General features: G+C 70.3%; 22 protein-coding genes and 3 tRNA genes. 13 read left to right on the top strand and 12 right to left on the bottom strand.

Features of this window, described 5'->3' with window-relative positions:
• Positions 1 to 42: 42 nt before the first annotated feature.
• The 3 genes from ABIC47_RS02975 to ABIC47_RS02965 form a co-directional block, all read right to left on the bottom strand.
• Positions 43 to 1,278 carry an ROK family transcriptional regulator gene (locus ABIC47_RS02975; RefSeq protein ID WP_020076768.1) on the bottom strand — a complete coding sequence of 412 codons (1,236 nt, stop codon included), beginning with the start codon at positions 1,276 to 1,278 and terminating at the stop codon, positions 43 to 45.
• Positions 1,279 to 1,398: 120 nt separating this feature from the next.
• Complete coding sequence (locus ABIC47_RS02970; RefSeq protein WP_089877675.1) at positions 1,399 to 1,866, bottom strand: hypothetical protein; 468 nt, start codon at positions 1,864 to 1,866, stop codon at positions 1,399 to 1,401.
• A 110-nt stretch (positions 1,867 to 1,976) separates the two neighbouring features.
• Positions 1,977 to 2,591, bottom strand: a complete 615-nt coding sequence (locus tag ABIC47_RS02965; RefSeq protein ID WP_354476991.1) for a TetR/AcrR family transcriptional regulator — start codon at positions 2,589 to 2,591, stop codon at positions 1,977 to 1,979.
• 61 nt (positions 2,592 to 2,652) lie between these two features.
• On the opposite strand from ABIC47_RS02965, the gene ABIC47_RS02960 reads away from it, so the two are divergent.
• The 3 genes from ABIC47_RS02960 to ABIC47_RS02950 all read left to right on the top strand — a co-directional run bounded on the left by ABIC47_RS02960 (position 2,653) and on the right by ABIC47_RS02950 (position 5,151).
• Positions 2,653 to 4,143, top strand: a complete 1,491-nt coding sequence (locus tag ABIC47_RS02960; protein ID WP_502910210.1) for an MFS transporter — start codon at positions 2,653 to 2,655, stop codon at positions 4,141 to 4,143.
• Between the two features lie 141 nt (positions 4,144 to 4,284).
• Positions 4,285 to 4,707, top strand: coding sequence for a hypothetical protein (locus ABIC47_RS02955; RefSeq protein ID WP_231371245.1), 423 nt, complete (start codon positions 4,285 to 4,287; stop codon positions 4,705 to 4,707).
• A gap of 54 nt (positions 4,708 to 4,761) precedes the next feature.
• Positions 4,762 to 5,151 (top strand): META domain-containing protein, encoded by a 390-nt coding sequence (locus ABIC47_RS02950; RefSeq protein ID WP_354476988.1) that lies wholly within the window; start codon positions 4,762 to 4,764, stop codon positions 5,149 to 5,151.
• A gap of 10 nt (positions 5,152 to 5,161) precedes the next feature.
• On the opposite strand, the gene ABIC47_RS02945 is transcribed toward ABIC47_RS02950, so the two are convergent.
• Together ABIC47_RS02945 and ABIC47_RS02940 are read right to left on the bottom strand one after the other, a co-directional pair.
• Positions 5,162 to 5,485: an ArsR/SmtB family transcription factor gene (locus ABIC47_RS02945; RefSeq protein WP_354476985.1), complete on the bottom strand. Its 324-nt coding sequence runs from the start codon at positions 5,483 to 5,485 to the stop codon at positions 5,162 to 5,164.
• Positions 5,482 to 5,940 (bottom strand): SRPBCC domain-containing protein, encoded by a 459-nt coding sequence (locus ABIC47_RS02940; protein WP_354476982.1) that lies wholly within the window; start codon positions 5,938 to 5,940, stop codon positions 5,482 to 5,484. Before ABIC47_RS02940 ends, ABIC47_RS02945 begins: the two co-directional genes overlap by 4 nt.
• 196 nt (positions 5,941 to 6,136) lie before the next feature.
• Here ABIC47_RS02940 and ABIC47_RS02935 point away from each other — a divergent pair, with 196 nt between their 5' ends.
• Both ABIC47_RS02935 and ABIC47_RS02930 read left to right on the top strand, forming a co-directional pair.
• On the top strand, positions 6,137 to 8,407 hold the full coding sequence (locus ABIC47_RS02935; RefSeq protein ID WP_354476979.1) for an FUSC family protein: 2,271 nt from the start codon (positions 6,137 to 6,139) through the stop codon (positions 8,405 to 8,407).
• An 87-nt stretch (positions 8,408 to 8,494) separates the two neighbouring features.
• On the top strand, positions 8,495 to 10,366 hold the full coding sequence (locus ABIC47_RS02930; RefSeq protein WP_354476976.1) for an alkyl/aryl-sulfatase: 1,872 nt from the start codon (positions 8,495 to 8,497) through the stop codon (positions 10,364 to 10,366).
• A 14-nt stretch (positions 10,367 to 10,380) separates the two neighbouring features.
• Here ABIC47_RS02930 and ABIC47_RS02925 read toward each other — a convergent pair whose 3' ends face one another.
• Positions 10,381 to 12,009: an MFS transporter gene (locus ABIC47_RS02925; protein WP_354476973.1), complete on the bottom strand. Its 1,629-nt coding sequence runs from the start codon at positions 12,007 to 12,009 to the stop codon at positions 10,381 to 10,383.
• Positions 12,010 to 12,184: 175 nt separating this feature from the next.
• Between ABIC47_RS02925 and ABIC47_RS02920 the strand changes: the two genes are divergently transcribed.
• On the top strand, positions 12,185 to 12,385 hold the full coding sequence (locus ABIC47_RS02920; protein WP_089877642.1) for a hypothetical protein: 201 nt from the start codon (positions 12,185 to 12,187) through the stop codon (positions 12,383 to 12,385).
• Between the two features lie 211 nt (positions 12,386 to 12,596).
• Here the strand turns inward: ABIC47_RS02920 and ABIC47_RS02915 are convergent, their stop codons facing one another.
• Positions 12,597 to 12,935 carry an antibiotic biosynthesis monooxygenase family protein gene (locus tag ABIC47_RS02915; protein WP_354476970.1) on the bottom strand — a complete coding sequence of 113 codons (339 nt, stop codon included), beginning with the start codon at positions 12,933 to 12,935 and terminating at the stop codon, positions 12,597 to 12,599.
• Positions 12,936 to 13,109: 174 nt separating this feature from the next.
• Here ABIC47_RS02915 and ABIC47_RS02910 point away from each other — a divergent pair, with 174 nt between their 5' ends.
• Positions 13,110 to 14,255, top strand: coding sequence for a peptidoglycan-binding domain-containing protein (locus ABIC47_RS02910; protein ID WP_354476967.1), 1,146 nt, complete (start codon positions 13,110 to 13,112; stop codon positions 14,253 to 14,255).
• Positions 14,256 to 14,430: 175 nt separating this feature from the next.
• Positions 14,431 to 15,273 (top strand): CPBP family intramembrane glutamic endopeptidase, encoded by an 843-nt coding sequence (locus ABIC47_RS02905; protein WP_354476964.1) that lies wholly within the window; start codon positions 14,431 to 14,433, stop codon positions 15,271 to 15,273.
• Here ABIC47_RS02905 and ABIC47_RS02900 read toward each other — a convergent pair.
• Entirely contained in the window at positions 15,198 to 16,508 is a 1,311-nt protein-coding gene (locus tag ABIC47_RS02900) for an MFS transporter (protein WP_354476961.1), read from the bottom strand. The two genes, ABIC47_RS02905 and ABIC47_RS02900, sit on opposite strands and share 76 nt — an antisense overlap.
• Before the next feature lie 185 nt (positions 16,509 to 16,693).
• Between ABIC47_RS02900 and ABIC47_RS02895 the strand changes: the two genes are divergently transcribed.
• Positions 16,694 to 17,542, top strand: coding sequence for a ribokinase (locus ABIC47_RS02895; RefSeq protein ID WP_502910209.1), 849 nt, complete (start codon positions 16,694 to 16,696; stop codon positions 17,540 to 17,542).
• 92 nt (positions 17,543 to 17,634) lie between these two features.
• On the opposite strand, the gene ABIC47_RS02890 is transcribed toward ABIC47_RS02895, so the two are convergent.
• From ABIC47_RS02890 to ABIC47_RS02880, 3 genes are all read right to left on the bottom strand, one after another.
• Positions 17,635 to 17,710, bottom strand: a tRNA-Phe gene (locus tag ABIC47_RS02890).
• Between the two features lie 60 nt (positions 17,711 to 17,770).
• Positions 17,771 to 17,847, bottom strand: a tRNA-Asp gene (locus ABIC47_RS02885).
• Between the two features lie 60 nt (positions 17,848 to 17,907).
• Positions 17,908 to 17,980 (bottom strand) — tRNA-Glu (locus ABIC47_RS02880).
• A gap of 351 nt (positions 17,981 to 18,331) precedes the next feature.
• Here ABIC47_RS02880 and ABIC47_RS02875 point away from each other — a divergent pair.
• Together ABIC47_RS02875 and ABIC47_RS02870 are read left to right on the top strand one after the other, a co-directional pair.
• Positions 18,332 to 19,618 carry a peptidoglycan DD-metalloendopeptidase family protein gene (locus ABIC47_RS02875; RefSeq protein WP_354476955.1) on the top strand — a complete coding sequence of 429 codons (1,287 nt, stop codon included), beginning with the start codon at positions 18,332 to 18,334 and terminating at the stop codon, positions 19,616 to 19,618.
• Positions 19,611 to 20,900, top strand: a complete 1,290-nt coding sequence (locus ABIC47_RS02870) for a C40 family peptidase (RefSeq protein ID WP_354476952.1) — start codon at positions 19,611 to 19,613, stop codon at positions 20,898 to 20,900. Before ABIC47_RS02875 ends, ABIC47_RS02870 begins: the two co-directional genes overlap by 8 nt.
• Before the next feature lie 90 nt (positions 20,901 to 20,990).
• On the opposite strand, the gene ABIC47_RS02865 is transcribed toward ABIC47_RS02870, so the two are convergent.
• Positions 20,991 to 21,482: an inorganic diphosphatase gene (locus ABIC47_RS02865; RefSeq protein ID WP_354476949.1), complete on the bottom strand. Its 492-nt coding sequence runs from the start codon at positions 21,480 to 21,482 to the stop codon at positions 20,991 to 20,993.
• A gap of 45 nt (positions 21,483 to 21,527) precedes the next feature.
• Here ABIC47_RS02865 and tilS point away from each other — a divergent pair, with 45 nt between their 5' ends.
• Together tilS and hpt are read left to right on the top strand one after the other, a co-directional pair.
• A complete protein-coding gene (gene tilS, locus ABIC47_RS02860; protein WP_354476946.1) occupies positions 21,528 to 22,619 on the top strand; it encodes a tRNA lysidine(34) synthetase TilS in 1,092 nt (363 codons plus the stop codon).
• Positions 22,620 to 22,635: 16 nt separating this feature from the next.
• Complete coding sequence (gene hpt, locus ABIC47_RS02855) at positions 22,636 to 23,187, top strand: hypoxanthine phosphoribosyltransferase (protein ID WP_018192131.1); 552 nt, start codon at positions 22,636 to 22,638, stop codon at positions 23,185 to 23,187.
• Positions 23,188 to 23,247: the final 60 nt, after the last annotated feature.

The raw sequence follows: 23,247 nt of genomic DNA, 5'->3' as shown, positions 1-23,247 counted from the left end.
CCGAGATTTGGCGCAAATCTCGGCGGCGGGGAGGGGGAGGGCTCAGAAGGCGAGGTAGGCGAAGCCGTTGACCTCGGCGGCGGCGAGCTCGGCAGCGCCCAGCAGCACCGCATCCTCTCGGTGGGTGGCCGGCTCGATGCGCGGAACCCGGATGATGCGGCCGCGCAGCCGCTCCTGGATGCCCGGGATGACCGTGTCGGAGCTGCCGACGAAACTGCTCCCCACCACCACCAGCTCCGGGTCGAGCACGATCACGAGTGCCGCCACCGCGATGGCCACCATGTCGAGGATCTCGTCCGCGAGCTCCTGCGCGTCGGCGTTGCCGTCACGGGCCAGCTCGAACACGTCCTCGGCCGTCAGCGACCCGCCGTCCGGGATGGGGATGCCGCGCTCGCGCGCCCGCTGGGTGAGCGCGAGCGATCCGATGCGATCCTCCAGGTCGCCGCGCGCGTCGTACGAGCGCCCGAGTGAGGACCGCTCCATCAGCAGGTAGCCGATCTCGCCCGCCTCCGCGCGGGCGCCGCGGTGCAGTTCGCCGTTCGCCACGATCCCGGCGCCGAGGCCGTTCTCGAGGAACAGCGCGACCAGGCTCGAAAGGCCGCGACCCGCACCGGTGTGGAGTTCGCCGAAGGCCAGCGCGTTCGCGTCGTTCTCCACCACGACCGGCAGGTTCGTCCTCTGTCGGAGGAGCGTGCCGAACGGAACGCCCGTCCAGCCGAACTCCGGCATCGTGCCGACGACGCCATCCGGCTGTTGCACGACTCCCGGCACGGCGATCCCGACGGCGAGGCAGGGCGTGCCCATCGAGTCGGCCGTCGCGATCAGGTCGTCGAACAGCCGGAACACCTTGCGCAGCTGGCGCTCCTGGTCGGTCGCGCGTTCGGGCGATTCCGCGTCGGCCCCCGCCGGGTCGCCCGCCTGCCGTGCGCCCAGCGGAACCGAGCGCCGGAACACGATCTTGCCGTCGAAGTCCACGAGAATGCCCGTCACCGTCTCCGCGCGGAGCTGGATCGCGGCGACTAGGCGGGAACTGCCGGCGTATCGCAGGAGCACGGACGGTCGGCCGCCGGTCGACGGCTCCTGGCCGGCGGCGACGACGAGCCCGTCCTCGATGAGGGACGCCGTCAGCCGGTTGATGGTCGCCGGGCTCAGGCCCGTCTTGGCGCCGAGCTGCTGCCGGGACAGCGCGCCGGACTCGCGGAGGGCTTCGATGATGGCCGTCTGGTTGACGCGGGCCAGCGTGCTGGTGGTCGCGGTCGCGCGCGTCCGTTTGGCCACCGACGCCTCCTCATCCCCAACCCGAGTCGCGGCCGCCCAGCGCGGCCAGAGCAAACTTTACTATCGCAGTGGATGGATCTGGCTAGCGCGATGACCGCATCGGGCGCGTCCCGCTCGCGGTCAGCATCCGACGTGGCCGCGGAGCGAAATGCCGCCGCCCATCAGGCCCGCGTCCTGGAGTGCTTTCGAGATATGGTCCGACAGCACGCCCGAGAGCATCTCGGCTTCGCTCTCGCCGCGGTCCTTCTCGACCTGACGCTCCTCGGCTCCCAGCTCGTCCAGCGAGACGGGCTCCGCCTCCCAGTTCGTGGAGAGCAGGAGTTTCCGGGCCGCCGCGATGCGCTCGTCCGTCTGAGCGTCCGCGGTCGCCTCGTCGCGCTCGACCGCGACCTGCACGCAGCCGGGCGCGGTGCTGCCGTCGCTGAGCAGGAACGTGCGGTGCACGTCGAGGTCGTACGTGACCGCCGGTGCGCTTCGGGTCGGGCTCGGCGTCGGTGGAGCGATCGAGGTGGCGGCGACGGACCGCTGGTCGAGATCGGCGCATCCGGCGAGCGCTGTCGCGATGCCGAGTGCGGTTGCGATCGTCACGGCTCTCGCCGCACATCCCCGCTGTCGTCGGTACATCCGTCTCCCCCCTTCGGCCCCGTCGGGCCGTTCCCCGCGGGTCAGCATAGCGCTGGGCCGCTCGCTCTTCGGCCTCAGGCGTCGTCGCCGAATCCGCGCGCGAGGACATCGAACAGCGCGCCTACCCGCGCCCGCTGGGCCGCGGCGACGTCGTCGGCCGGTTCGCCCGCGATCAGCCGCCGAGCCGCATCCACGAGGAGCACCGCATAGCCTCCGATGAACATCGCGGCGAACAGGGCTGCGTCGCCGTCGAAAGCGGGATCCGCCTCGAGTTCGGTTGCGAGCCCCTGCTGCAATTCGCCGGCGAGCTCGCGGGCGCGGGCGACCAGGGCGGGGGAGCCGCCGACAGTGCGGAAGAACGGAACGGAGCGCGCGTCGAGGCCGGAGAGGGGATGACGCTCGTCGAGCAGCCGCAGCGTCGCCTCCCTCAGCGAAGCCAGCACGCCGGTGCCGTCCGCGCGGTCCCGGACGGCGGTGCGCAGGAGGTCTTCGGCGTCGGCCGAGCGGTCGAGGTAGAGGTCCTCCTTGCGGGGGAAGTGCTTGAACACGGTCACGCTGGACACGCCGGCCTCGCGGGCGACGTCGGCCACGGTCACGGCGTCGAAGCCGCGTTCAGCGAAGAGCCCGGAGGCGATTCCGGCGATGCGGGCACGCGTCTGCGGGCCGCCGCGCTCGCTGGTTCTGGGCATGCGGGCGTCGTCCTTCCACGATTAGCTTGTGTCACTAAGGTTAGTCGCATAACCTAGTGACATGTCCTCTGAGCAGACCGCTCCCATTGTCCCCGAGCCGCCCGTCCGTGTCGGCCGCCACGCTCCGCGCTCCCTCCGCGATGCGTGGATGGCTCTCACCGGCCTCTCCGCCGTGTTCCTCTTCGAGATGCTCGACAACTCGATCCTCAACGTCGCACTGCCCACCATCGGCCGCGATCTCCACGCCTCGACCGCCGGTCTCCAATGGGTGACAGGCGCGTACGCGGTCGTGTTCGGCGGCTCCATGCTCGCCTTCGGCGCCATCGCCGACCGGTACGGCCGCCGCCGGGTCATGCTCATCGGCCTTGTCCTGCTTGGCCTCGCCAGTCTCGCGACCGCGTTCGTCTCGACGACGGAAGAGCTGATCGCCGTGCGCGTCGGCATGGGAATCGCCGCCGCGATGACGACACCCGGCTCGATGGCGCTCGCGTTCCGGCTGTTCGCGGCGGACGACCTCCGCGTCAAGGCGATGACCGTCATCTCGACGGTCGGGCTCGTCGGACTCGCGATCGGACCGACGGCCGGCGGCTTCGTGCTCGCCATCGCCCCCTGGCAGGTGCTCCTGCTGGTGAACGTCCCCATCGCGGCGCTGGCGATCGTGGGCGTGCGGCTCGGCATCCCCGCCGACGACCCCGCTGGGCTGCATCGGGACCCGATCGACCTGGCGGGTGCGGCGCTGGGCACCGCCGCCATCGTGCTCGCGCTGATCGCCCCGACCCTGTTCGTGGAGCAGGGCATCGACGCGTGGATGCCCTGGCTGGTGACGGCCGCGGCCGTCGGGGCCGGGGTCCTCTTCGTCGTGCGGCAGCGGACCGCCCGCCATCCGCTCCTCGAGCTGTCGCTGATCGCGCATCCCCTCGTCTCCAGCGGTCTGGCGTTCAAGGCCGCTGCCGCGATCGCCACGGCGGGACTGGGATACCTCGTCACGCTGCAGCTACAGCTCGACTGGGGGTGGCCTCCCGCGCTCGCGGCGCTCGGGATGCTGCCGCAGGTCGTCGTCCTGCTCGCGGGAGGGGCGGTCATCACCCCGTTCGTACGCCGGGTGGGGATGGAGCGGGCGGCCTGGATGAGCGCGACCGCCGTCGTGGCGGGCCTCGCCGTGTACGCCGTGCTCGGCCGCCTCGGATACGGCTGGATCGCCGTGGCCCTGGTGCTGGTCGCGGCGGGCATCCGGGTCGTCGGCGTGGTCGCAGGCACCAACGTCCTCCGCGGTCTCCCCGAGAGCCGGACCACCATCGGCGCGGCGCTCACCGACACCGCGTCCGAAGTCGCCTCGGGCGTCGGGCTCGCCGTCGCGGGGACGGTGCTCGCGGGACTCTTCGCGGGGAGCATCGCGACGGCGGGATGGACGGTGCAGCAGACGGCGGAGTTCCGCGAGGCCGTCACGGTCGCGGGGCTGGCGCTCACGGTGGTGGCGGGTGCGCTCGTGCTCTGGGGCTTCCTGCGCGCCCGGGGCGGCGCGGCAATGCCCGAGGCGCCCACCGCATCCTGACCCCCGCCGCATCCTGACCCTCACCGAATCCTGACACCGCCGCATCCTGACCACCGCCGCGGTGCCGCGCTGCGCCCCGCGAATACGGGCCACTCGTATTGGGGCGCGCAACACGGCGGAGGGAGGTCTACCGTGGGCGGCATGTTCCGGTTCCCTCGTGAAGCGACGCGCCGGCGGCGGCCAGACCCCGCCGTCGGCTCGTTGCTCGCGGGCGCGATGGCGGGCGGCATCCGTGACATCTACGGTCACACCGTCACGTACGTCCCGGAGGACCTGGTCTATGTCGAGCGGCTGTTCACCGACCTGCGCACCGACGACGGCTTCGTCGGCGACGAGTTCACCCTGCAGAGCCTGGGCTGCCTGATCGGCGAGATCCTGGTGCGGACCGACGGCGGCCGATGGAGCAGCGCAGCGCCGCGGCGCGGGGTGCCGGAGGACGCGGGGCTTGCGGTGGTGCTCCCGAACGGGCGAACGGTGAACCCCATCCGCGCCGCCTACGACCGCGCCGACCACGGATCCGACTCGTCCGTCATCCGCTTCCGTCAGGTAGCCCTCGCCTCCTGACGTCCGGGCGATACTGCCTAGCCGACCCGCGCCGGCCGCGCTCATACTGGCGCCGTGAATCCAGCGCACCGACTTCGCCCCGCCACCGGACGTGCCATCGCGGGCGCCTCGGCGCTCCTGCTGGCGCTCGCCGCTCTGGCCGGCTGCGCCCCGTCGAGCGCCTCCGATTACACCGGAACCTGGACCTCCGCCCATCCGGCCGGCACCAGTCTCGACCTGAAGGACGGCGGCCAGCTCAGCGGCAACGACGGCTGCAACTCGCTGACCGGCACCTGGAGCGAGTCGAAAGGATCGATCACCTTCGGCGCGCTGGCCGCGACCAAGATGGCGTGCGCCGACGTGGATCCGTGGCTGTCGAAGGCCGCAAGCGCGCGCTCCGACGGCGACACCCTGAACGTCTACGACGAGGCCGGGACGCAGATCGGCGTGCTCGACCGCAAGTGATCCTCCGGGGTCACCCCTCGACGTGGATGCGCAGCCGCCCCAGCGCCGCATCCCACCGTGCCGATGCCTGCTGCAGCAACTCGCCGGCCGACGCGAGCGCGACCGGGTCGACCCGCCAGAGCCGTTCCCGCCCGCGGCGCTCACTGTGCACCAGGCCTGCAGCGTCCAGCACCGCGAGGTGCTTCTCGACCGCCTGCCGTGTCACCGGGCGTTCGGCCGCGAGCCGCGCCGCCGTCCTCGGGCCCGTCTCGCCGAGGGCGAGCACCAACCCCAGCCGGGTGGGATCGCCGAGGGCGGCGAACACCGGCGCTGCGGCGTCGAGCGTCGCGATCACGGGCGTTCCAGATACGTACTGAGCAGCCGGGTCTGCGCCTCCCAGCCGCCGTCGTTGTTCTCGCGCGTCTGATCGCGGACGTCCTCGGGCAGTACCCCGAATCCGTCCTCCGTGATGGTGACGCGGACGCCGTCGCCCTCGGTCGCCAGGCGGAACTCGACGGTCGTCAGCACGTCGGATCCCGGCGCCGGCTGCCAGCGGAAGGCGAACCGCGTCGGCGGCTCGATGGCGATGACCTCGGCCGTGATCGGGGATCCGCGGTGCGGCTCCTGTGCGGCGGCGACCTCGGCGTCGACCGTCGTCGGGACGATCCGTCCGGTCGTCGTCCGGCCGACCTCGAACGGCCCGTCGAACTCCGCGCCGAACCACGTCCCGAACTCCCTGGAGTCGACGATGGCCGCCCACACCCGCTCCTGCGTCGCCCGCACCACGATGCTGCGCTCCACATCCACCATAATAAGCAACCTCCCGGTTGCCTTTCTACCACACCACCCCCGCGCGCCCACACCCCCCACCGTCGAGTCCGCAAACTTTGCACGCTCGCCCGGCGCGGCGTGTGCAAAGTTTGCGGACTCGACGGTGGGGGGTGTGGGGTGGGCGACGGAGAGAGGTGCCGAGTAGGGTGTGGCCGAGGGAGGAGACCGCGTGCGGGTGACGTCCTGGCTCCGACGCCACGATCCGGGCTTCAGCGCGCTGCGTCGCGCGGCGCGCGCGGCCATCGCGGTGCCCCTGCTGTTCCTGCTCGGCAGCCGGGTCATCGGCAACCCCGAGGTCGCACTGTTCGGCGCGTTCGGCGCGTTCGCCATGCTGCTCTTCGTCGACTTCGGCGGTCCGCTGCGCGAGCGGGTGCAGGCGCACGCAGCGCTCGCCGTCACGGGAGCGGTGCTCGTCTGCCTGGGAACGCTCGCCTCCTCGCCGATCTGGCTGTCCGCGCTCGCGATGGCCGTGGTCGCCCTCGTCGTGCTGTTCGCCGGTTCGGTGAGCTCCGTCATCGCGTCGGCCGGCACCTCCCTTCTCCTCTCCTTCGTGCTGCCCGTCACCCTGCCGGGGACGGTGGCCGACATCGGCCCGCGGCTGCTCGGCTGGGGCGTCGCCGCGGCCGTCGGCCTCGTCGCGATCACCCTCCTCTGGCCGGCGCCCGCACGCGAGCCGCTGCGCCTCCCCGCCGTCGAGGCGTCCCGCGCGCTCGCCGCACGCATCCGGGCCGAGCTCCCCGCGATGGGGGATGCCGCCGAGATCGCCGCCCTGCGCGAGCGGACCGCTGCGGCGGGAGAGGCCGCGGTCGGAACACTGCAGAGCGTCTTCCTGGCCACCCCGTACCGCCCGACCGGGCTGAGCGCGCCGGCGCGGACCGTCGTACGGCTGGTCGACGAGCTGAACTGGCTGAATGCGGTGATCGGCCAGATGGTCCGCCACCGTGCCGCGCCACGCGACGAGGTGGATGCCGTCGGCCCGCGCTCGGCGACGGCTGCGGCAGCGCGGCTGGGGGCGGCCGCGGCCGATGTGCTCGAGGAGGGCGCGCTCGTTCTCGCCCAGCACGCCGCGGATCCCGCAGCACTGGAGTCGGCGCTCGACCGTCTCGCGGTCGAGCGGGCGGCCGTGGAGCAGACGACGCTCGCCGTCTCCCCGGTGGGGCGGACCGCCGCCTCCGACGAGCAGGCCGAGCGCTTCGTGGCCGCCCTCGACCCCGGGTTCCGCGCGCAGGAGCTCGCCTACGCCGTCGAGACCGTGGCGGGCAACATCGCCCTGACAGCGCGGGCGGAGCGACGCACCTGGTGGCAGCGGATGCTGGGTCGTCAGCCCGGTGATCTGAACGGTCCGCTGGCGGCGGCGACGGAGCGGGCGACCGGGTTCGTCGGCTGGAACTCGGTGTGGCTGCGCAACAGCATCCGCGGTGCGATCGGGCTCGGCCTCGCCGTCCTGCTCGCTAAGGCGACGGGCGTGCAGCACTCGTTCTGGGTGGTGCTCGGAACGATGTCCGTGCTGCGCTCGAGCGCCCTCAACACCGGGCAGACCGCCCTGCGCGGCGTGCTCGGCACGGTCGTCGGCGTCATCATCGGTGCGGCCGCCCTCTTCGTCATCGGCGACAACCCCGTCGCGCTCTGGCTGGTGCTCCCCGTGGCCATCCTCGTCGCGGGCGTCGCCCCCGCGGCGATCTCGTTCGCCGCCGGTCAGGCCGCGTTCACGGTCGTCCTCGTCCTGCTGTTCAACGTCATCGCGCCGACGGGATGGACGGTCGGTCTCATCCGGATCGAGGACATCGCCCTCGGCTGTGCCGTCAGCCTCGTCGTCGGCGCCCTGTTCTGGCCGCGCGGCGCCTCCGCGTCGCTGCGCACGGCCGTCGGGGATGCGTATCTGGCCGGCATCGACTATCTCCGTGCCGCCGTCGAGTTCGGGCTGGCGCGCTGCGACCCGGCGACACCGCGCGGCGCCGAGCCGCGCCAACAGTCGCTGCGGGCCGCCGCGGCATCCCGTCGGCTGGACGATGCCTTCCGCACCTATCTGACGGAGCGCGGTGCCAAGCAGCGCCCGCTCGCTGAGGTGTCGGCGACCGTCACCGGCGTCGCCGGCATCCGGCTCGCCGCCGACGCCATCCTGGAGTTGTGGCGCGGTCAGGCGTCCGACGTGGCGGCCGCTCCCAGCGCGGCCGCCGCTCACACGACCCTCGACGGGCAGGTCGACCGCCTGGAGGAGTGGTACCGCGCCCTGGCCTCCGCCCTCACCGCCCGCGCTGATCTGCCGACGCCGGCGCCCCCGGATCCCGCCGCCGACCGCTCCCTCGCCTCGGCGGTGCTCGGCGAGCTCGACCATTCGACCGCCGGGGCCGCGACGGCCGTCCGCATCATCTGGACGGCAGACTACCTGGAGGTCGTCCGCCGGCTGGAGCGCGCGATCGTCGAGCCCGGCGCGCCGCCCGCGTAGTCGGTGCGCACCAGCGGTCGCGTCTAGCCGCGGACCTGTGCGGCGGTGGATGATCTGCCCGACACCACCGCGACGAGGGGATGCAGCATGCAGCAGAACGATCCGGCTCCGTCCATCCGAGAGGCCCACCGGGCAGCGAGCGCAGCGCTCCCGTTCTCCGACGACGCGGACTTCGCGGCGGCCGAGCGCGGCTTCCTCGGCACCCTGGACGACCCGGCCATCCGCGACGCGTCCGGCGCGGTCGTCTGGGACACCTCCACCTTCGGCTTCCTCGACGGGGATGCGCCGCTCACGGTTCACCCGAGCCTTTGGCGCCAGGGGAAGCTCGTGCTGAAGAACGGCCTGTTCGAGGTGACGGAGGGCCTCTACCAGGTGCGCGGGCTGGATCTGTCCGTGATGTCGTTCATCGAGGGGGACTCCGGCGTCATCGTCGTCGATCCGCTTCTCACGAAGGAGACCGGAGCAGCCGCCCTCGGACTCTACCGGCGGCACCGCGGCGACCGCCCGATCGTCGCGGTGATCTTCACGCACAGCCACCTGGACCACTTCGGCGGCGTGCTCGGCATCGTCAGCGCGGAGGAGGTGGATGACGGCCGCGTCGAGATCGTCGCCCCGGCCGGGTTCATCGAGCACTCCATCTCGGAGAACGTCTACGCGGGCACGGCGATGGCGCGGAGGGCCGGCTACATGTACGGCGCCGCCCTGGACCGTGGACCCTCCGGTCAGGTCGGCGCAGGCCTCGGCCTGACCCTGTCGACGGGTGAGACGACCCTGCTCGTGCCGACGATCGACGTCGCCGAGACCGGCGAGAAGCTCACCTTCGACGGGGTGGAGTTCGAGTTCCAGCTGGCCCCGAACACCGAGGCTCCCGCGGAGATGCACTTCTTCATCCCGCGCTACAGCGCGCTGTGCATGGCCGAGAACGCGACCCACAACCTCCACAACCTGCTGACGCTCCGCGGTGCCCTCGTGCGCGACCCGCACGTGTGGTCGGAATACCTCACCGAGGCGATCGAACGCTACGGCGACCGCGCCGACGTGCTGTTCACTTCCCACCACTGGCCCACCTGGGGGCGGGAGGAGCTGGTCGCCTTCCTGCGCGTCCAGCGCGATCTGTACGGGTACCTGCACGACCAGACCCTCCGGCTGCTGAACAGGGGGCTGACCGGCACCGAGATCGCGGAGGAGCTGACGCTGCCGCCGGCGCTGGAGCGGGAGTGGAGCACGCGCGGCTACTACGGGTCGGTCTCGCACAACGTCAAGGCGATCGCGCAGCGCTACCTCGGCTGGTTCGACGGCAATCCGGCGCGGCTCTGGCCGCATCCACCACAGGCGCTCGCCGAGCGGTACGTGACGGCACTCGGCGGCGTAGACCGCGTCGTCGAGCTGGCACGGGCGGCCTACAACGATGGCGACTTCCGCTGGGCGGCCACCCTGCTCGACCACGCCGTGTTCGCCGATCCGGACAGCACGGACGCGAAGTCCCTCTACGCCGACGCCCTGGAGCAGCTCGCCTACGGCTCGGAGAACGCGACCTGGCGCAACTTCTTCCTCTCGGGCGCCACCGAACTGCGGGAGGGCAACTTCGGAACCCCGACCGCCGCGAACGCCCCGGCCGTGCTCGCCGAGCTGACGCCCGAGCAGATCTTCGACTCGATCGCCGTCACCGTCGACGGCCCGCGTGCGTGGGATCTGGACCTGTCACTGGAGGTCGTCTTCAGCGACCTCGGCCGCACCTTCCACCTGACGCTGACGAACGGCGTGCTCATCCATGTCGAACGCCGTGCGCCGGGAGACGTGCCGCTGCGTTTGACGATCACCAAGCCGGACTTCCTGGCGCTGCTGGGCGGCAATCCGTCGCCGGCGAGCATGTCGCTGGAGGGCGATGCCGGGGTGCTGCAGCAGCTGACGGCAGTCCTGCAGCCAGGCGACCCGGACTTCCACATCGTCCTGCCATAGAACCAGCGCGCGTCTCAGGTGCGGCGGGCCGACCGCCGTTCGGGCCGCGACGGCGTGGGCTCGGGCGACCCGCCGACGATCTCGCGAGGCAGGTTGCGCGAGAAGAACAGCGCGCCGCACGACACCAGGGCGAGCGCCGCGAACGACAGTTCGAGCGACCGCAGCTGCGACGTCTCGTACAGCCCGGCCAGGGCTTTCGCGTCGTCGTCGCCGAGCCCGGCGTCCGACGCGATCTTCGGCACGTCCGCGACGGCGACCGGGGTGATGCCCTCCTGGGTGCGCTCCTGCACCGTGCTCTTGACGTCGTCGGGCAGCGTGCTCTCGGCCACCGCCCCGGCGAACACGCTCGAGAGCGACGCGATCATGACCGACCCGATCAGCGCTGTGCCGAGCGACGAGCCCAGGTTCTGGAAGACGCCCTGGATGCCGCCGGCCTCGCTCAGCTGGGTGGGCCCGACCGCCGACATCGTCACGTTGCCGAGCTGGGAGGCGAGCAGGCCGAGCGCGGCCCCAGCGATGAACATCCCGGTGGCGAAGAGCCAGTTGTTGAGCTCCACATCCACCGAGCCGAGCAGGATGAGGCTGGCCACCACCAGCGTCAGTTGGCCGATGCGCGCGATCAGGCGCGGCGAGAACCGTTTCGAGAACATCGTGCCGAGGACCGAGAAGAGGACGAGGGAGATCGAGAGCGGGAACACGCGGATCCCGGTCTCGAGCGCATCCAGCCCCAGGGTCAGCTGCAGGTAGATCGGAACGATGAAGAAGAGCCCGGCCGTGACGGTGTACTGGATCGCGAGACTGCCGACGCCCGCGCGCAGCTGCGAGATCCGCAGCAGCGACACATCGAGCAGCGGGGGCCGGCCGCTGGCCACGAGCCGGCGCTGCCGTACGAAGAACAGCCACAGCAGGACGCAGCCCGCCGCCACAAGATACGGCACCGGCGACAGCCCGAGCAGCGTGTACGGCGCTCCCGCCCCGGCGAGGATCCAGCCCCAGCTCTTGGTCTGCAGCAGGGCGTAGACGATGAGCACCAGACCGGCGGCGGAGAGCAGGACGGAGAGGATGTCGATGCGGATGCGCGATCGCATCCCGTGATCGCCGACGAGGAAGCTGAACAGCAGGACGACGGCCATGATGACGACCTCGCCGGCGAAGACGTACCGCCAGCTCGCGTAGGTGGTCAGGAAGCCGCCGATGAGCGGACCCGCGGCGACGGCCGCTCCCGACGACGCCCCGATCACGGCGAACGCGGTGACCCGGGCGTGCCCCTGGTAGTTGTCGGCGATCAGCGCCGCGATCGCGGGGATGACCAGCACGGCGCCGAGTCCTTCGACGATCGACCAGCCGAGGAACAGTACGACGATGTTCGGGCTGAGCGCCGTCGTCAGCGAACCGATGGCGTACACGATCGATCCGATGATGAGCGCGCGCTTGCGGCCCCAGACATCACCGAGCTTCGCTCCGAGGAGCATGAACGCCGCCATCGTCAGCGTGTAGAAGGTGATCGCCGTCTGCATGGCGGCGATGGTCGTGTCGAGGTCCGCCACCACCGTCGAGATGGACACGTTCATGACCGTGCTGTCGAGCACCATGACGAACTGCGCCGCCCCCAGGACCGTCACCGCACCCCAGCGTCCCGCCATGGCTGCACCTCCCGTGCTCCCGGTGGCCGCATGCTAGCCCTGCGCGTGTGTCGGCGGACACCCACGGTTTCCGGCGACGGGACCGGCGTATCAGGCGCCGGAGGTCGAAAGACCCTTCCCGAGCCCCCGCTCGCCCCTGAGGATGTGGCCACGACGACGCAGGCGGGAGAGCGACATGGCTGACGGGACGAACGCGAGGACGATCGTGCGGGACGGGCCGTGGGGGTTCTTCTTCCTGCTCGCGTACATCGGCGCGGCGATCTATTTCATCTCGGTGTCCGACGGCTCGTTCTGGGGCGTCGTCCTAGGGCTGCTGCAGGCGATCGTCTGGCCGGCCTACGTGGTCTACCACCTCTTGGTGCTGCTCGGCGCCTGACCGTGTGGTCGAGTCCCAGGGACGCTGCCGACGGAACTCGAGGAGCTGTGCGCCGAGCCCGAAGGACACCATCCCGACCCAGACCAGGATGTTGAGCCACGGGATCTGCAGCCCGACGATCAGGATCAGACCGCCGAGGAACGACGCGCCGATCGTCACCAGCGGCGCGCCTGCGCAGGTGTGATCCGGGACGTGAGCGGCCGGCGTCCCCTCACGCTGCGTCAGAACTCGCAGCCGGCACGTGCTCCAGACCCAGGCCGGGCTGACCGTAGGTGCCGACGACCTCGGCGATGACGATGCGGTAGGCGCCGATCCACCGATCGTGCAGCCGCTTGGCCTCGCGGTGCGTGTCCATGCCGATCAGCCGCTGCAGCGCCTCGCGCGTCTCCCAGTAGTAGACCTCCGCGTGCAGACCGGTCTCCTGGTTGCTCCACGCCTCCTCGCCGAGGAAGCCGGGGATGGCGCGGGCGCGCTCCGCGATCTCGTCGTTCAGCCGGTGGAAGTCGTCGTCGTAGGGCTTCGCCTCGAAGATGAAGGTCGACGTGTACATGGGCAACTCCTTCGTCGCGATGATGCTAGCAATCACGATCGGCCCGTGACTCGAACCAGGATCGCCTCTCCAGCTCGCTGTATATCCACGCGTCCTCGGCCGCAGCTACCGTGTGGCTGGCCGGCCACGCCAACGTGGACGGGGCGCCGCGAACAGGGAGCAGAGGATCGCGCGATGGTGAACGAGCCGAGGCAGCACAGCGACCGGCGTCCCCTGCGGGTGCGAGTGGCGGTGGGTGCGCTCGTCGCCGTCGCGGCGTTCGCATTTTCGGGATGTTCGGGCGAAGTGAGCCCTGTCGATCGTGCTCAGGCGCAGGTCACCGCGAAAGAGAAGGCGGTGAAGGAAGCACGGTCGGCGGCGGATGCGGCTTCGCAGGAGTTCTGCCAGGCGAGTAAGACGTACATCGAAGCTCTCGACCGGTACGGCGACATCCTCACGCAGACCGCTCCGACTGTGGGCGACGTGAAGGATGCGGGCTCCGATCTGGCCAAGCCGAGATCCTCCGCGTTCGATGGCGCGGAAGCGGCCGTCGAGGCTCACCAGGAGCTCGCGACGGCCGAACAGGAGCTCGTCGCCGCCCGAACCGCCCTCGACCAGGCGCGAGGGGAGTCCTCCGGCACCCCGGAGAGCGATGCGACTCCGCAGCCGAACGCGACCCCGCTCGTCCCCAGCGCGACCGTCGATCGTGTGAAGCAGGCCGACGCGGAGTTCGCCGCCGCTCAGTCCGCCATCACGGACCAGACCACCCTCGCGGCCGCTTCGGAGCAGTTCAACAGTGCGGCGGTCGCTCTCGAGTTCTCCTGGCTGCAGCTGTTCTCGCAGGCCGGCTGCATTCCCGACGCTCAGGCCCAGGAGGCCTCCGCGGCCGTCAGCCACTACGTGACCGAACTGCAGCAGAGTCTCGCCGCCGCCGGCTACTACTCGGGCGCGATCGACGGCGTATACGGTCCGCAGACCGTCGCGGCCGTCGAAGAGCTCCAGACCGTGAGCGGCCTGCCGGTGACGGGCACGGTCGACAAGGCGACTGCGGCGGCGCTGGATGCCACGCTCCTCGCCCTCGGTGGCGCCGCCGCGCAGACGAACACGGCCAGCACCGCCGCCCTCCAGCAGACGCTGAAGCTCGCGGGCTTCTGGAGCGGCCCGATCGACGGCGTCTGGACTCCCGCGCTCACGGAGGCCCTGCAGGCGTTCCAGACGAAGCTCGGAGTCGAGGCGACCGGAACGGTGAATGCCGCAACGATCAGCGCCTTCGACAAGGCGCTCGCGCAGGCCGAGCAGGCGCAACAGGCTCCGAGCACGACTCCGACGCCGTCTCCCTGACGAAGCCCAGTCACTTCCCCGGGCCGACGAGACCCGCAGCATCCCGAGGATGGCGTTGACAGGCGATTGCTAGCCAAGAAAGATGTCTAACACCCGGGCCGGACATCCGGATCCGCGCGGGGGCTCTTCACACCACTTTCGGCTGTTCTCATCCCCTGGGGAAAGGTAAGAACGCATGCGAATCCAGCCTCGGCTGTGGATGGGGTTCCTGATCTGGGCCGGCTACGTCGTCGTGGTCTTCGTCGTCAGCGCTCTGATGGGTGTGCCCTACACCAGGATCGGTGCCTCCGCCGGCGAGACATGGAGGGGCGCGGTCGTCGACCTGGCCGTCGCCGCACTCTTGCTCGCGGTCACCACGTCCTTGCTGGGCTGGTGGAGGCCGGCGCTGTTCGAGCGCAAACCTTCTCGTCATGTCTGGCCCGTCTTCGTCCCGATCCTGATGGCGGTCGTGGCACTGGTGAACATCCTCACGACGGACTGGTCGAAGTTCGACGCCTCCTTCCTCCTCGCTCTCGTCGCACTCGGTGTCCTGGTGGGCTTCAACGAGGAGCTGATGACACGCGGCCTCGTGCTCACAGCGTTCCGCTCGCGGCTGCGCGAGGGGTGGGCCTGGTTCCTGTCCAGCGTCCTGTTCGGGGTGATGCATCTCGTCAACGCGGCGCTGGGAGCCCCGCTCGGCGGCACAGTCGCGCAGGTCGGTCTCGCCTTCGCCTCCGGCACGGCGTTCTACATCGTGCGGCGGGTGACGGGATCCCTGATCTGGGCCATGCTGTTGCACGGGCTCTGGGATGTGTCGGTGTTCGCGGTCGGGCACGCGCCGCTCGGCGTGCCGTTCGCGACCTTCCTGACGCCGGTCATCGGCATCCTCGCGCTCGCGGTCGTCTACTGGGTCATCACGGGAGCCGACGAGAAGCAGGATCGCGAGCTGGCCGCACGCAGAGCTCAGGATGGCCGCGGGCCGGAGGTGCCAGGATCGGGTGCCGCGGTCCCCGGCTCGACCGGTTCCGGGTCCGTCTGAACCGTCTTGGTGTCCGCCGGGTCGTTCTGGCGCCGGCTGGCGAACAGGAACGGGATGCCGATCAGCTCGACCGCTCCGCCGATGACGAGCGACGTGCCGTAGCCCCAGAGGTCGGCCGCGCGTCCGAGCGCCGGTTGGATGAACACCCCGCCGAGGCTGCCGAACAGCGAGTCGAACGACAGCACGGTCGCGCGCTGCTTCGAGGGGATCATGTCGTTCAGGTAGGCCTGGCGAACCGGGCCGGCCACCGCGAACACGAAACCCCAGATCACCAGCAGGGCGACGGCGAGCCAGAAGAGGCTGGTCACCCCCAGCGCCACGAGGATCACGATGCTCGTCAGAGATGCCCCGATGACCGTCGTCGTGCGCTTCGCGAACAGACGGCGGATGCGCGGGGCGAGCACCCCGCCCGCGACCTGCGCAAGCGACAGGATAGCGGCGGCGAGCCCGGCGATCGAGTACGCGGTCTTGTCGCCGTAGAGTTCCAGCAGGTACGGCTGCAGAGCGTAGAAGGCGTAGATGCCGACGCCGGAGGCGAACGGCGCGGACAGGATCACCCAGCGCACCGACCGTTTGCGCAGCCCGTGATCGATCGACTGCTTCAGCACGTTCCTGGTCGCCGCGACCGGGCCCATCGAGTGGTCGGGTGTGAAGCCGAGGTCTTTCATCACGATGGCGGCGAACACCAGCATGACGACCAGCACCCCGGCTCGCAGCAGGAAGGGCACGCCGAGATTCGTCGCCTGAGCGATGATCCCGCCGAGAACCGACCCGGCGAACATCGAGATCCCCGTGACGACCAGGCCGCGGCCGAACACGGCCTCCAGGCTCCCGGTGTACTTGGCGAACGCCAGGGCGTCGACGAGCCAGGCGTCCACCGCGCCCGAGAAGAACGTGAAGCCGAGACCGAGCAGCGCCGACACGATCGCCCACCAGACGAACGGCGCGTGCCAGAGCCACAGCATCCAGTACAGACCGGTGGTCACCGACAGCGTGATCGTGCCCAGCAGATAGGACGCCTTGCGCCCGACCGTGTCGGCGACGACGCCCGTCGGGATCTCGAAGATCACCATCCCGGCGGTGAAGAACGCGTTCGCGGCGAACGCCTCGAAGTTCGAGAGCCCGGCGTCGAGCAGGAAGAGGGTGTTGATCCCCCAGATGAATGACGCCGCCAACGTGTTGCCGAGCATCAAGGTCAGGTAGACGCGCTGCACGCGGCGAGCCGCCGGATTCATGACCCGCGACCGATCGGTTCATCCCGCCTCGTCACCCCGGCATCATGGACCCGATCGGGTGGGCCTGGCTACTCGCCACCCACGGTCTCCGGCCGAAGCGACGTGGCTCGAGACAGTGGGAGGCGAGATACTCACTAGCATCCAATCCAGCGCCCCCGTGGCGTGCAGGACGAAAGGCCACCTCTGTGCACGACCTCCGTGATGTTGTCGTCGTCGGCAGTATCAACGTCGACCTCACCGCCATCGCCGACCGCCTCCCCACCGCGGGGGAGACCGTCGGGAACGCTGCCCTGCATCGAGACGCAGGAGGTAAAGGGGCGAACCAGGCTGCCGCGGCAAGCCGCCTCGGCGCGCGTGTCCGGATGGTCGGTGCCGTCGGGGATGACGCGGACGGGCGGTGGATGCTGGATGAGCTGCGAACTGCCGGGGTCGATGTGTCCGCCGTACGCATCGTCGACGAGCCGACGGGCACGGCGCTGATCGCTGTCGATCGGCACGGGGAGAACCAGATCGTCGTCTGCCCGGGGGCGAACAGTGAGGTGTCTCTCAACGGTCTCCGCATCGCGGACGACGAGGTCGTCCTGACCCAGCTCGAGGTCGACACCGGGCTGGTGTGCGAACTGGCACGTTCGACCGCTGCCTTCTTGGTGGTCAATGCGGCTCCTGCGCAGGCGCTTCCCGCTGAGCTGGTCCGTCGCGCAGATCTGTTCATCGTCAACGAGTCCGAATTCGCGCTCATGCCTGAGCTGGCCGACGCGCAACGCGTGGCCGTCACCTACGGCGGAGACGGCGCCGCGCTCTACGAGAACGGATCACTGGTGGTTCGCGTACCGGCCGTGCGCGCCGAGCCCGTGAATACGGTCGGGGCCGGTGATGCCTTCTGCGCTGCCCTTGCGCTCTCGTTGACCGCCGGTGTCGAGCCGGAACACGCCCTGGGGATAGCGTGCGCGGTGGGAGCGGCAGCGGTGGAGGACGAGAGAAGCCAGCCGGATTTCGCCAACCTGGCCGACTATGCGGGCGATCTTGCGCGGTAACCGACGACGCACGCACGTGATGCGGTCGCGGACGCGACTCCGTCCTATCTAGTGAAAAACCCCGGCATCCTCAAGGATCCGGGGGTTTTCTCTGGTGGCTCCGACCGGCATCGATCCGGTGACCTTTCGATTTTCAGTCGAACGCTCTACCAACTGAGCTACAGAGCCAGGGGATGCTCGCGCATCCACCTAGACGGAAGCCCTTCCTAGTGGAAGGGCTTGTCGCCGTGGCGACCCTGACGGGACTTGAACCCGCGACCTCCGCCGTGACAGGGCGGCACGCTAACCAACTGCGCTACAGGGCCTTAGTGTGTTGCTTTTTGAGTTATCTGGTGCTGATTAATACTAGTGGACACCGTTCGGCGTGACCCCAACGGGATTCGAACCCGTGCTACCGCCGTGAAAGGGCGGCGTCCTAGGCCGCTAAACGATGGGGCCGGATTGTCTCGAATTGCTTCCGCTTTCCGATGACCACCGACGCATAAGCATACGGAAGTGCGACAGAGAATGCGAATCGGGTTCGGATCCCGGGCGGGTCGGCGCCCGGCGGCCCGTTGCCGGTTCGCGCAACGCCATTGCGAAATCCGGGGACGGGGCGGAGACGCGACATAGTCTGCGACCCAGGCGGCCCCCCCGGCCGCTCGTGCGGACGCACGCCGACCCCCATCGTTCCGGCCTCCGACCAGGCCGGAAAATCGCCATGTTGATAGAGTGACGCATGTTGACAGTGGGGCACGTGTGACTCGCGTGACGGACGTCGACGCAGAAGTGAGCGGGCCGAGAAACACCATGAGACGCGAAACGACCAGCCGAACGGTTCCCCCGACCACCCGCGGTTCACGCCGCCGGGCGGTCATCGGTGCCCGCGCGACGCGCGCGATGGCGGCCCTGATCGTCGGCGTGGTGGCCTCGGTCGGCGCCGTCTCCGCCCCGGCGTACGCGGACAACTACCCCAGTTGGCAGGACGTCCAGGCCGCGAAGGCCAACGAGTCCGCCGCTTCCGCGCAGGTCAACCGCATCAACGGTCTCATCGCCCAGCTCAAGCAGGAGGTGGCCGACACTCAGGCGGCCGCGGTGAAGCGCGGCGAGGAGCTCGAGGTCGCCCAGGCGAACTTCGATCAGGCGGCCATGAAGGCCCTCGATCTCGAGTCTCAGGCGGCGGCCAGCCAGAAGAAGGCGGATGACGCGAGCGCCCAGGCGGGCAAGCTTGCCGCCCAGCTCTACCGCACCGGTGGCCGGAATCTGACCGCCAACCTGTTCCTCTCCGGCAACAACGCCACCTCCAAGAGCCCGGAGCAGCTCCTCTCCGACCTCGGCAGCATGTCGAAGCTGGTGGAGCAGTCCAACAAGGTCTACGCCGACGCCAAGGCCGCGCAGAACACGGCGAAGTCGCTGTCCGACCAGGCGGTCGTAGCCAAGGCCGACCGCGAGCGCCTCCGCGTCGTCGCCGAGGCGGCGATGCAGGCGGCGATCGAGGCGGCGAAGGCGGCGCAGGACAAGCTCGCCGAGCAGCAGAAGCAGATCGTCGTCATGCAGGCGCAGCTCGCGGCGCTGAAGGACGCGACCGCCAAGACCGTCGCCGGCTACGAAGCCGGTGTCGCGGCGGCCGCCGCTGCTGCCGCAGCTCGCGGCTCGGGCGGCCTCCCGGGCGGTTACGTCGGACCCCAGGGCTGGGCCGTGCCCGCCGCCGGCCCGATCACCGACGGCTTCGGCGCACGCCCCTCGCCGGGCGGTGTCGGCAGCACCTACCACCTGGGCATCGACATCGGCGCCTCGTGCAACGCGCCCATCTACGCGGCCCACGACGGCACCGTCGTCTACGCCGGACCGAACGGCTCGTACGGCAACTTCGTCCTCATCGACAACGGCGGGGGCATCCAGACGGGCTACGCCCACATCCGCAACGGCGGCATCCTCGTCGGCATCGGCCAGCAGGTCGGCGCCGGCCAGCCCATCGCCCGCGTCGGCACCACCGGCGCCTCCACCGGCTGCCACCTCCACTACGAGGTCCGCATCGGCGGCGAGAAGATCGATGGGATCCCGTTCATGAGAGATCGGCAGGCACCCCTTGGCTAACGAGAACGAGAAGAGCAGCCGCGTCCGCCCCGGCCTCGCCATCGGCGCGGGGGTCATGGGCGCGGTCACGGCATCCATCGGCATCGTCGCCCCAGCGCAGGCGGTCGACTACCCGTCGTGGAACGACGTCCAGCAGGCCAAGAACAACGTGGCCAACCAGCAGGCGATGATCGACAACATCACGTCGCTGATCGGCAACCTCCAGTCGAGTGTGGATGCGGCCCGCATCGCCTCGGAGAAGGCGGCGGAGGCCTACTTCCAGGCCAAGGACGCCCTCGACGCGGCGACCGCCAAGGCCGCCGACCTGGAGAAGCAGGCGGGAGCCGCGGCCGAGAAGGCCAAGACCTCCAAGATGCGCGCCGGTCTTCTGGCGTCGCACCTGGCGAAGTCCGGCGGCGGCGACGTCACCACGGACCTCATGCTCAAGGGCGGCGGGTCCGGCGACGCCGCTGACAAGCTCCTGTTCCAGCTCGGGACGATGAGCAAGCTCACCGAGCAGTCGAAGGCCGTCTACGAGCAGGCGACGAAGGACAAGAACACCGCCGACGCGCTGACCGCTCAGGCGAAGTCGGCCAAGACGGAGCGCGAATCGCTGGCCGACGAAGCCGACAAGGCTCTGGCTGCGGCCCAGGATGCGCAGGCGAAGGCGCAAGCGGCCCTCGCCACCCAGCAGCAGAAGTCGACCGAGCTCGTCGCCCAGCTCGCGACGCTCAAGAACACCTCGGCGCAGACAGAGGCCGCGTACCTGCAGGGCGAGCAGATCAAGGCTCAGCAGGAGGCCGCACGGCGGGCTGCTGCCGCTGCTGCCGCGGCGGCAGCGGCCGCGGCGGCAGCGAACCAGCCCTCATCGGGTGGTGCAGCGCCGGCGGGCGGCGGTGGGGGAGCGGCTCCGGCCGCGCCCAACGGCAACGTCGTCGACACCGCGATCGCATACGCCCGCGCCCAGCTCGGCAAGCCGTACATCTTCGGCGGCGAGGGTCCCACCGGATACGACTGCTCCGGACTGACGATGAAGGCGTATGCCTACGCCGGCGTCTACATCGGATCCCACTCCGTGAACAACCAGTACTACACGGCCGCCGACAGGGGTCAGCTGGTCTCGTACAGCGCCAAGCAGGCGGGCGACCTGATCTTCTGGGGGGACGGTCCCGGCGACTTCTACCACGTCGGCATCTACATCGGCGGCGGCATGATGATCGCTGCTCCGACCGAGGGCGACGTCGTCAAGGTCCAGTCCGTCTGGGGTTCCCCCTGGCGCCTCGTGGCCCGTCCTAGCGCCTAGCTCCCGAACCCCCACCGTCGAGTACGCAAAAACTGCACGCCATCCGGCCGGACGGCGTGCAGTTTTTGTGTACTCGACGGGGGTCGGAGGTCAGTGGCCCTCGGCGGCGAGCTTGGCGATGGCCTTCTGGATGAGGCCGTCGGCCTCCGCGGCGTCGCCCCAGCCGTCGATGTTCACGAACTTGCCCGGCTCGAGGTCCTTGTAGCGGGCGAAGAAGTGCTCGATCTCCTTGCGGGTCTGCTCCGGGATGTCGGCGACGTCCTGGATGTGCTGCCAGCGCGGGTCCTTGTACGGCACCGCGATGACCTTCGCGTCGCCGCCCGCTTCGTCGCTCATGTTGAGGACGCCCACCGGGCGGACCTTCACGCCGACGCCCGGGAACAGCGGGTACTCGAGCAGCACCAGGGCATCCAGCGGGTCGCCGTCGTCGCCCAGCGTGTTCTCGAAGAAGCCGTAGTCGGTCGGGTAGACGAAGCTGGTGAACAGCACGCGGTCGAGGTACACGCGACCCGTCTCGTGATCCACCTCGTACTTGTTGCGGCTCCCCTTCGGGATCTCGATGACGACGTCGTATTCGGCCATTCCGTACTCCTTAGCTCTCGGCAAAACCTGCACTAACGTTACTGGATGCACCTCGACGGATCGGAGGCCGGGCAGGCCTCGCCCGACCCGCAGCGCCGCCCGCGCCTGACCCCGCCGATCGCCGACGCGCGCCGCGCCGTCCGCACTGCGCTCGCCGCGGCGGCGGCCTTGCCGGAGGTCGATCAGCACGACGACCACGGCCCCGAGCGGCCGGCGCCCCTACGACCGGGAGCCCTCGTGCTCGTGGGTCTGAGCGGGGGAGCGGACTCGCTCGCGCTCGCCGCCGCGACCGCCTTCGAGGCGCCGAGGAACGGCTTCCGCGCCGGCGCCGTGATCGTCGACCACGGCCTCCAGCCGGGTTCGGATGCGGTGGCCGCGCGGGCAGCGGAGCAGGCGACGGCCCTCGGCCTCGAGCCGGTGCTGGTCGAACGGGTCGCCGTGGAGCGGGAGGGCGGCCCGGAGGGGGCGGCACGCGCTGCCCGCCACGCCGCGTTCGACCGGGCGATGGCCGCGACCCGCGCTGAGCGCATCCTGCTCGCCCACACTCTCGATGACCAGGCCGAGACGGTCCTGCTCGGTCTCGCGCGCGGTTCTGGTCCGTCGAGCCTGCAGGGGATGCTGCCCGACACCGGCCGCCTGCTGCGCCCGTTCCTCGGTCTCCGCCGCAGCGAGACGCGTGGGTTCTGCGCCGACAGCCGCCTGGAGCCCTGGGACGACCCGCACAACGACGACCCCTCCTACACGCGCGTGCGCGTACGCGCGGAGGTCCTCCCGGTGATGGAGCGGGAGCTCGGCCCCGGCGTGGCCGAAGCCCTGGCGCGGACCGCCGAGCAGCTGCGCGAGGACGACGAGGCGCTCGACGGCCTGGCGCTGGAGTGGGCGCTCGAGCTGGTCAGCCAGACCGACGACGGCGCGGTCGCGCTCGACGTCCGCGGGCTGGCGGCGGACCCGGCGGCGCTCCGCCAGCGGATCATCCGGCTGGTCGTCTCCGCGGAGTTCGGGGTGTCCCTCACACGTGCTCACACTCTGGCGGTCGCGGCCCTCATCACCGACTGGCACGGGCAGGGGCCGGTCGACCTGCCAGGCGTTAGAGTGGTCAGGCAGAACGGGCTGCTCACGTTTCACCCCACCACGTAAGGACAGCGCCTCCCCCATGGAACTCACGGACGTTCAGAACGACCTGACCGAGATTCTGATCACCGAGGAGCAGATCCGCTCCCGCATCGCCGAGCTGGCGCGGGAGGTGGAGCGGGACTACGCCGGCAAGGACGTCCTGCTGATCGGCGTCCTGAAGGGCGCGGTCATGGTGATGGCCGACCTGTCCCGTGAGCTCCGCATGCCCGTGACGATGGACTGGATGGCCGTCAGCTCCTACGGCAGCGGCACGCAGTCCAGCGGCGTCGTGCGCATCCTCAAAGACCTCGACACAGACCTGAGCGGCAAGACCGTCCTGATCGTCGAGGACATCATCGACTCGGGCCTCACGCTCTCGTGGCTGCTGTCGAACCTGCGCAGCCGCGGTCCCGAGTCCATCGAGATCTTCACGCTGCTCCGCAAGCCGGAGGCGGCGCGCGTCGAGATCGACGTCAAGTACGTCGGATTCGACATCCCGAACCAGTTCGTGGTCGGCTACGGCCTCGACTACGACGAGCGCTACCGCACCCTGCGCGGCGTCGGCATCCTGGCGCCCGCCGTCTACAGCTGACGGCAGCGGCCCGCGCGCAGACCGCCCAGAGCGAACACGCAGCCGACCCACAGCGCCCAG

The sequence above is a fragment of the Leifsonia sp. 563 genome (genome assembly GCF_040545055.1).
Classification (GTDB): Bacteria; Actinomycetota; Actinomycetes; order Actinomycetales; family Microbacteriaceae; genus Leifsonia.
Note: the sequence above shows the minus strand (reverse complement) of the source record. Positions and strands in the feature narration are given on the sequence as shown.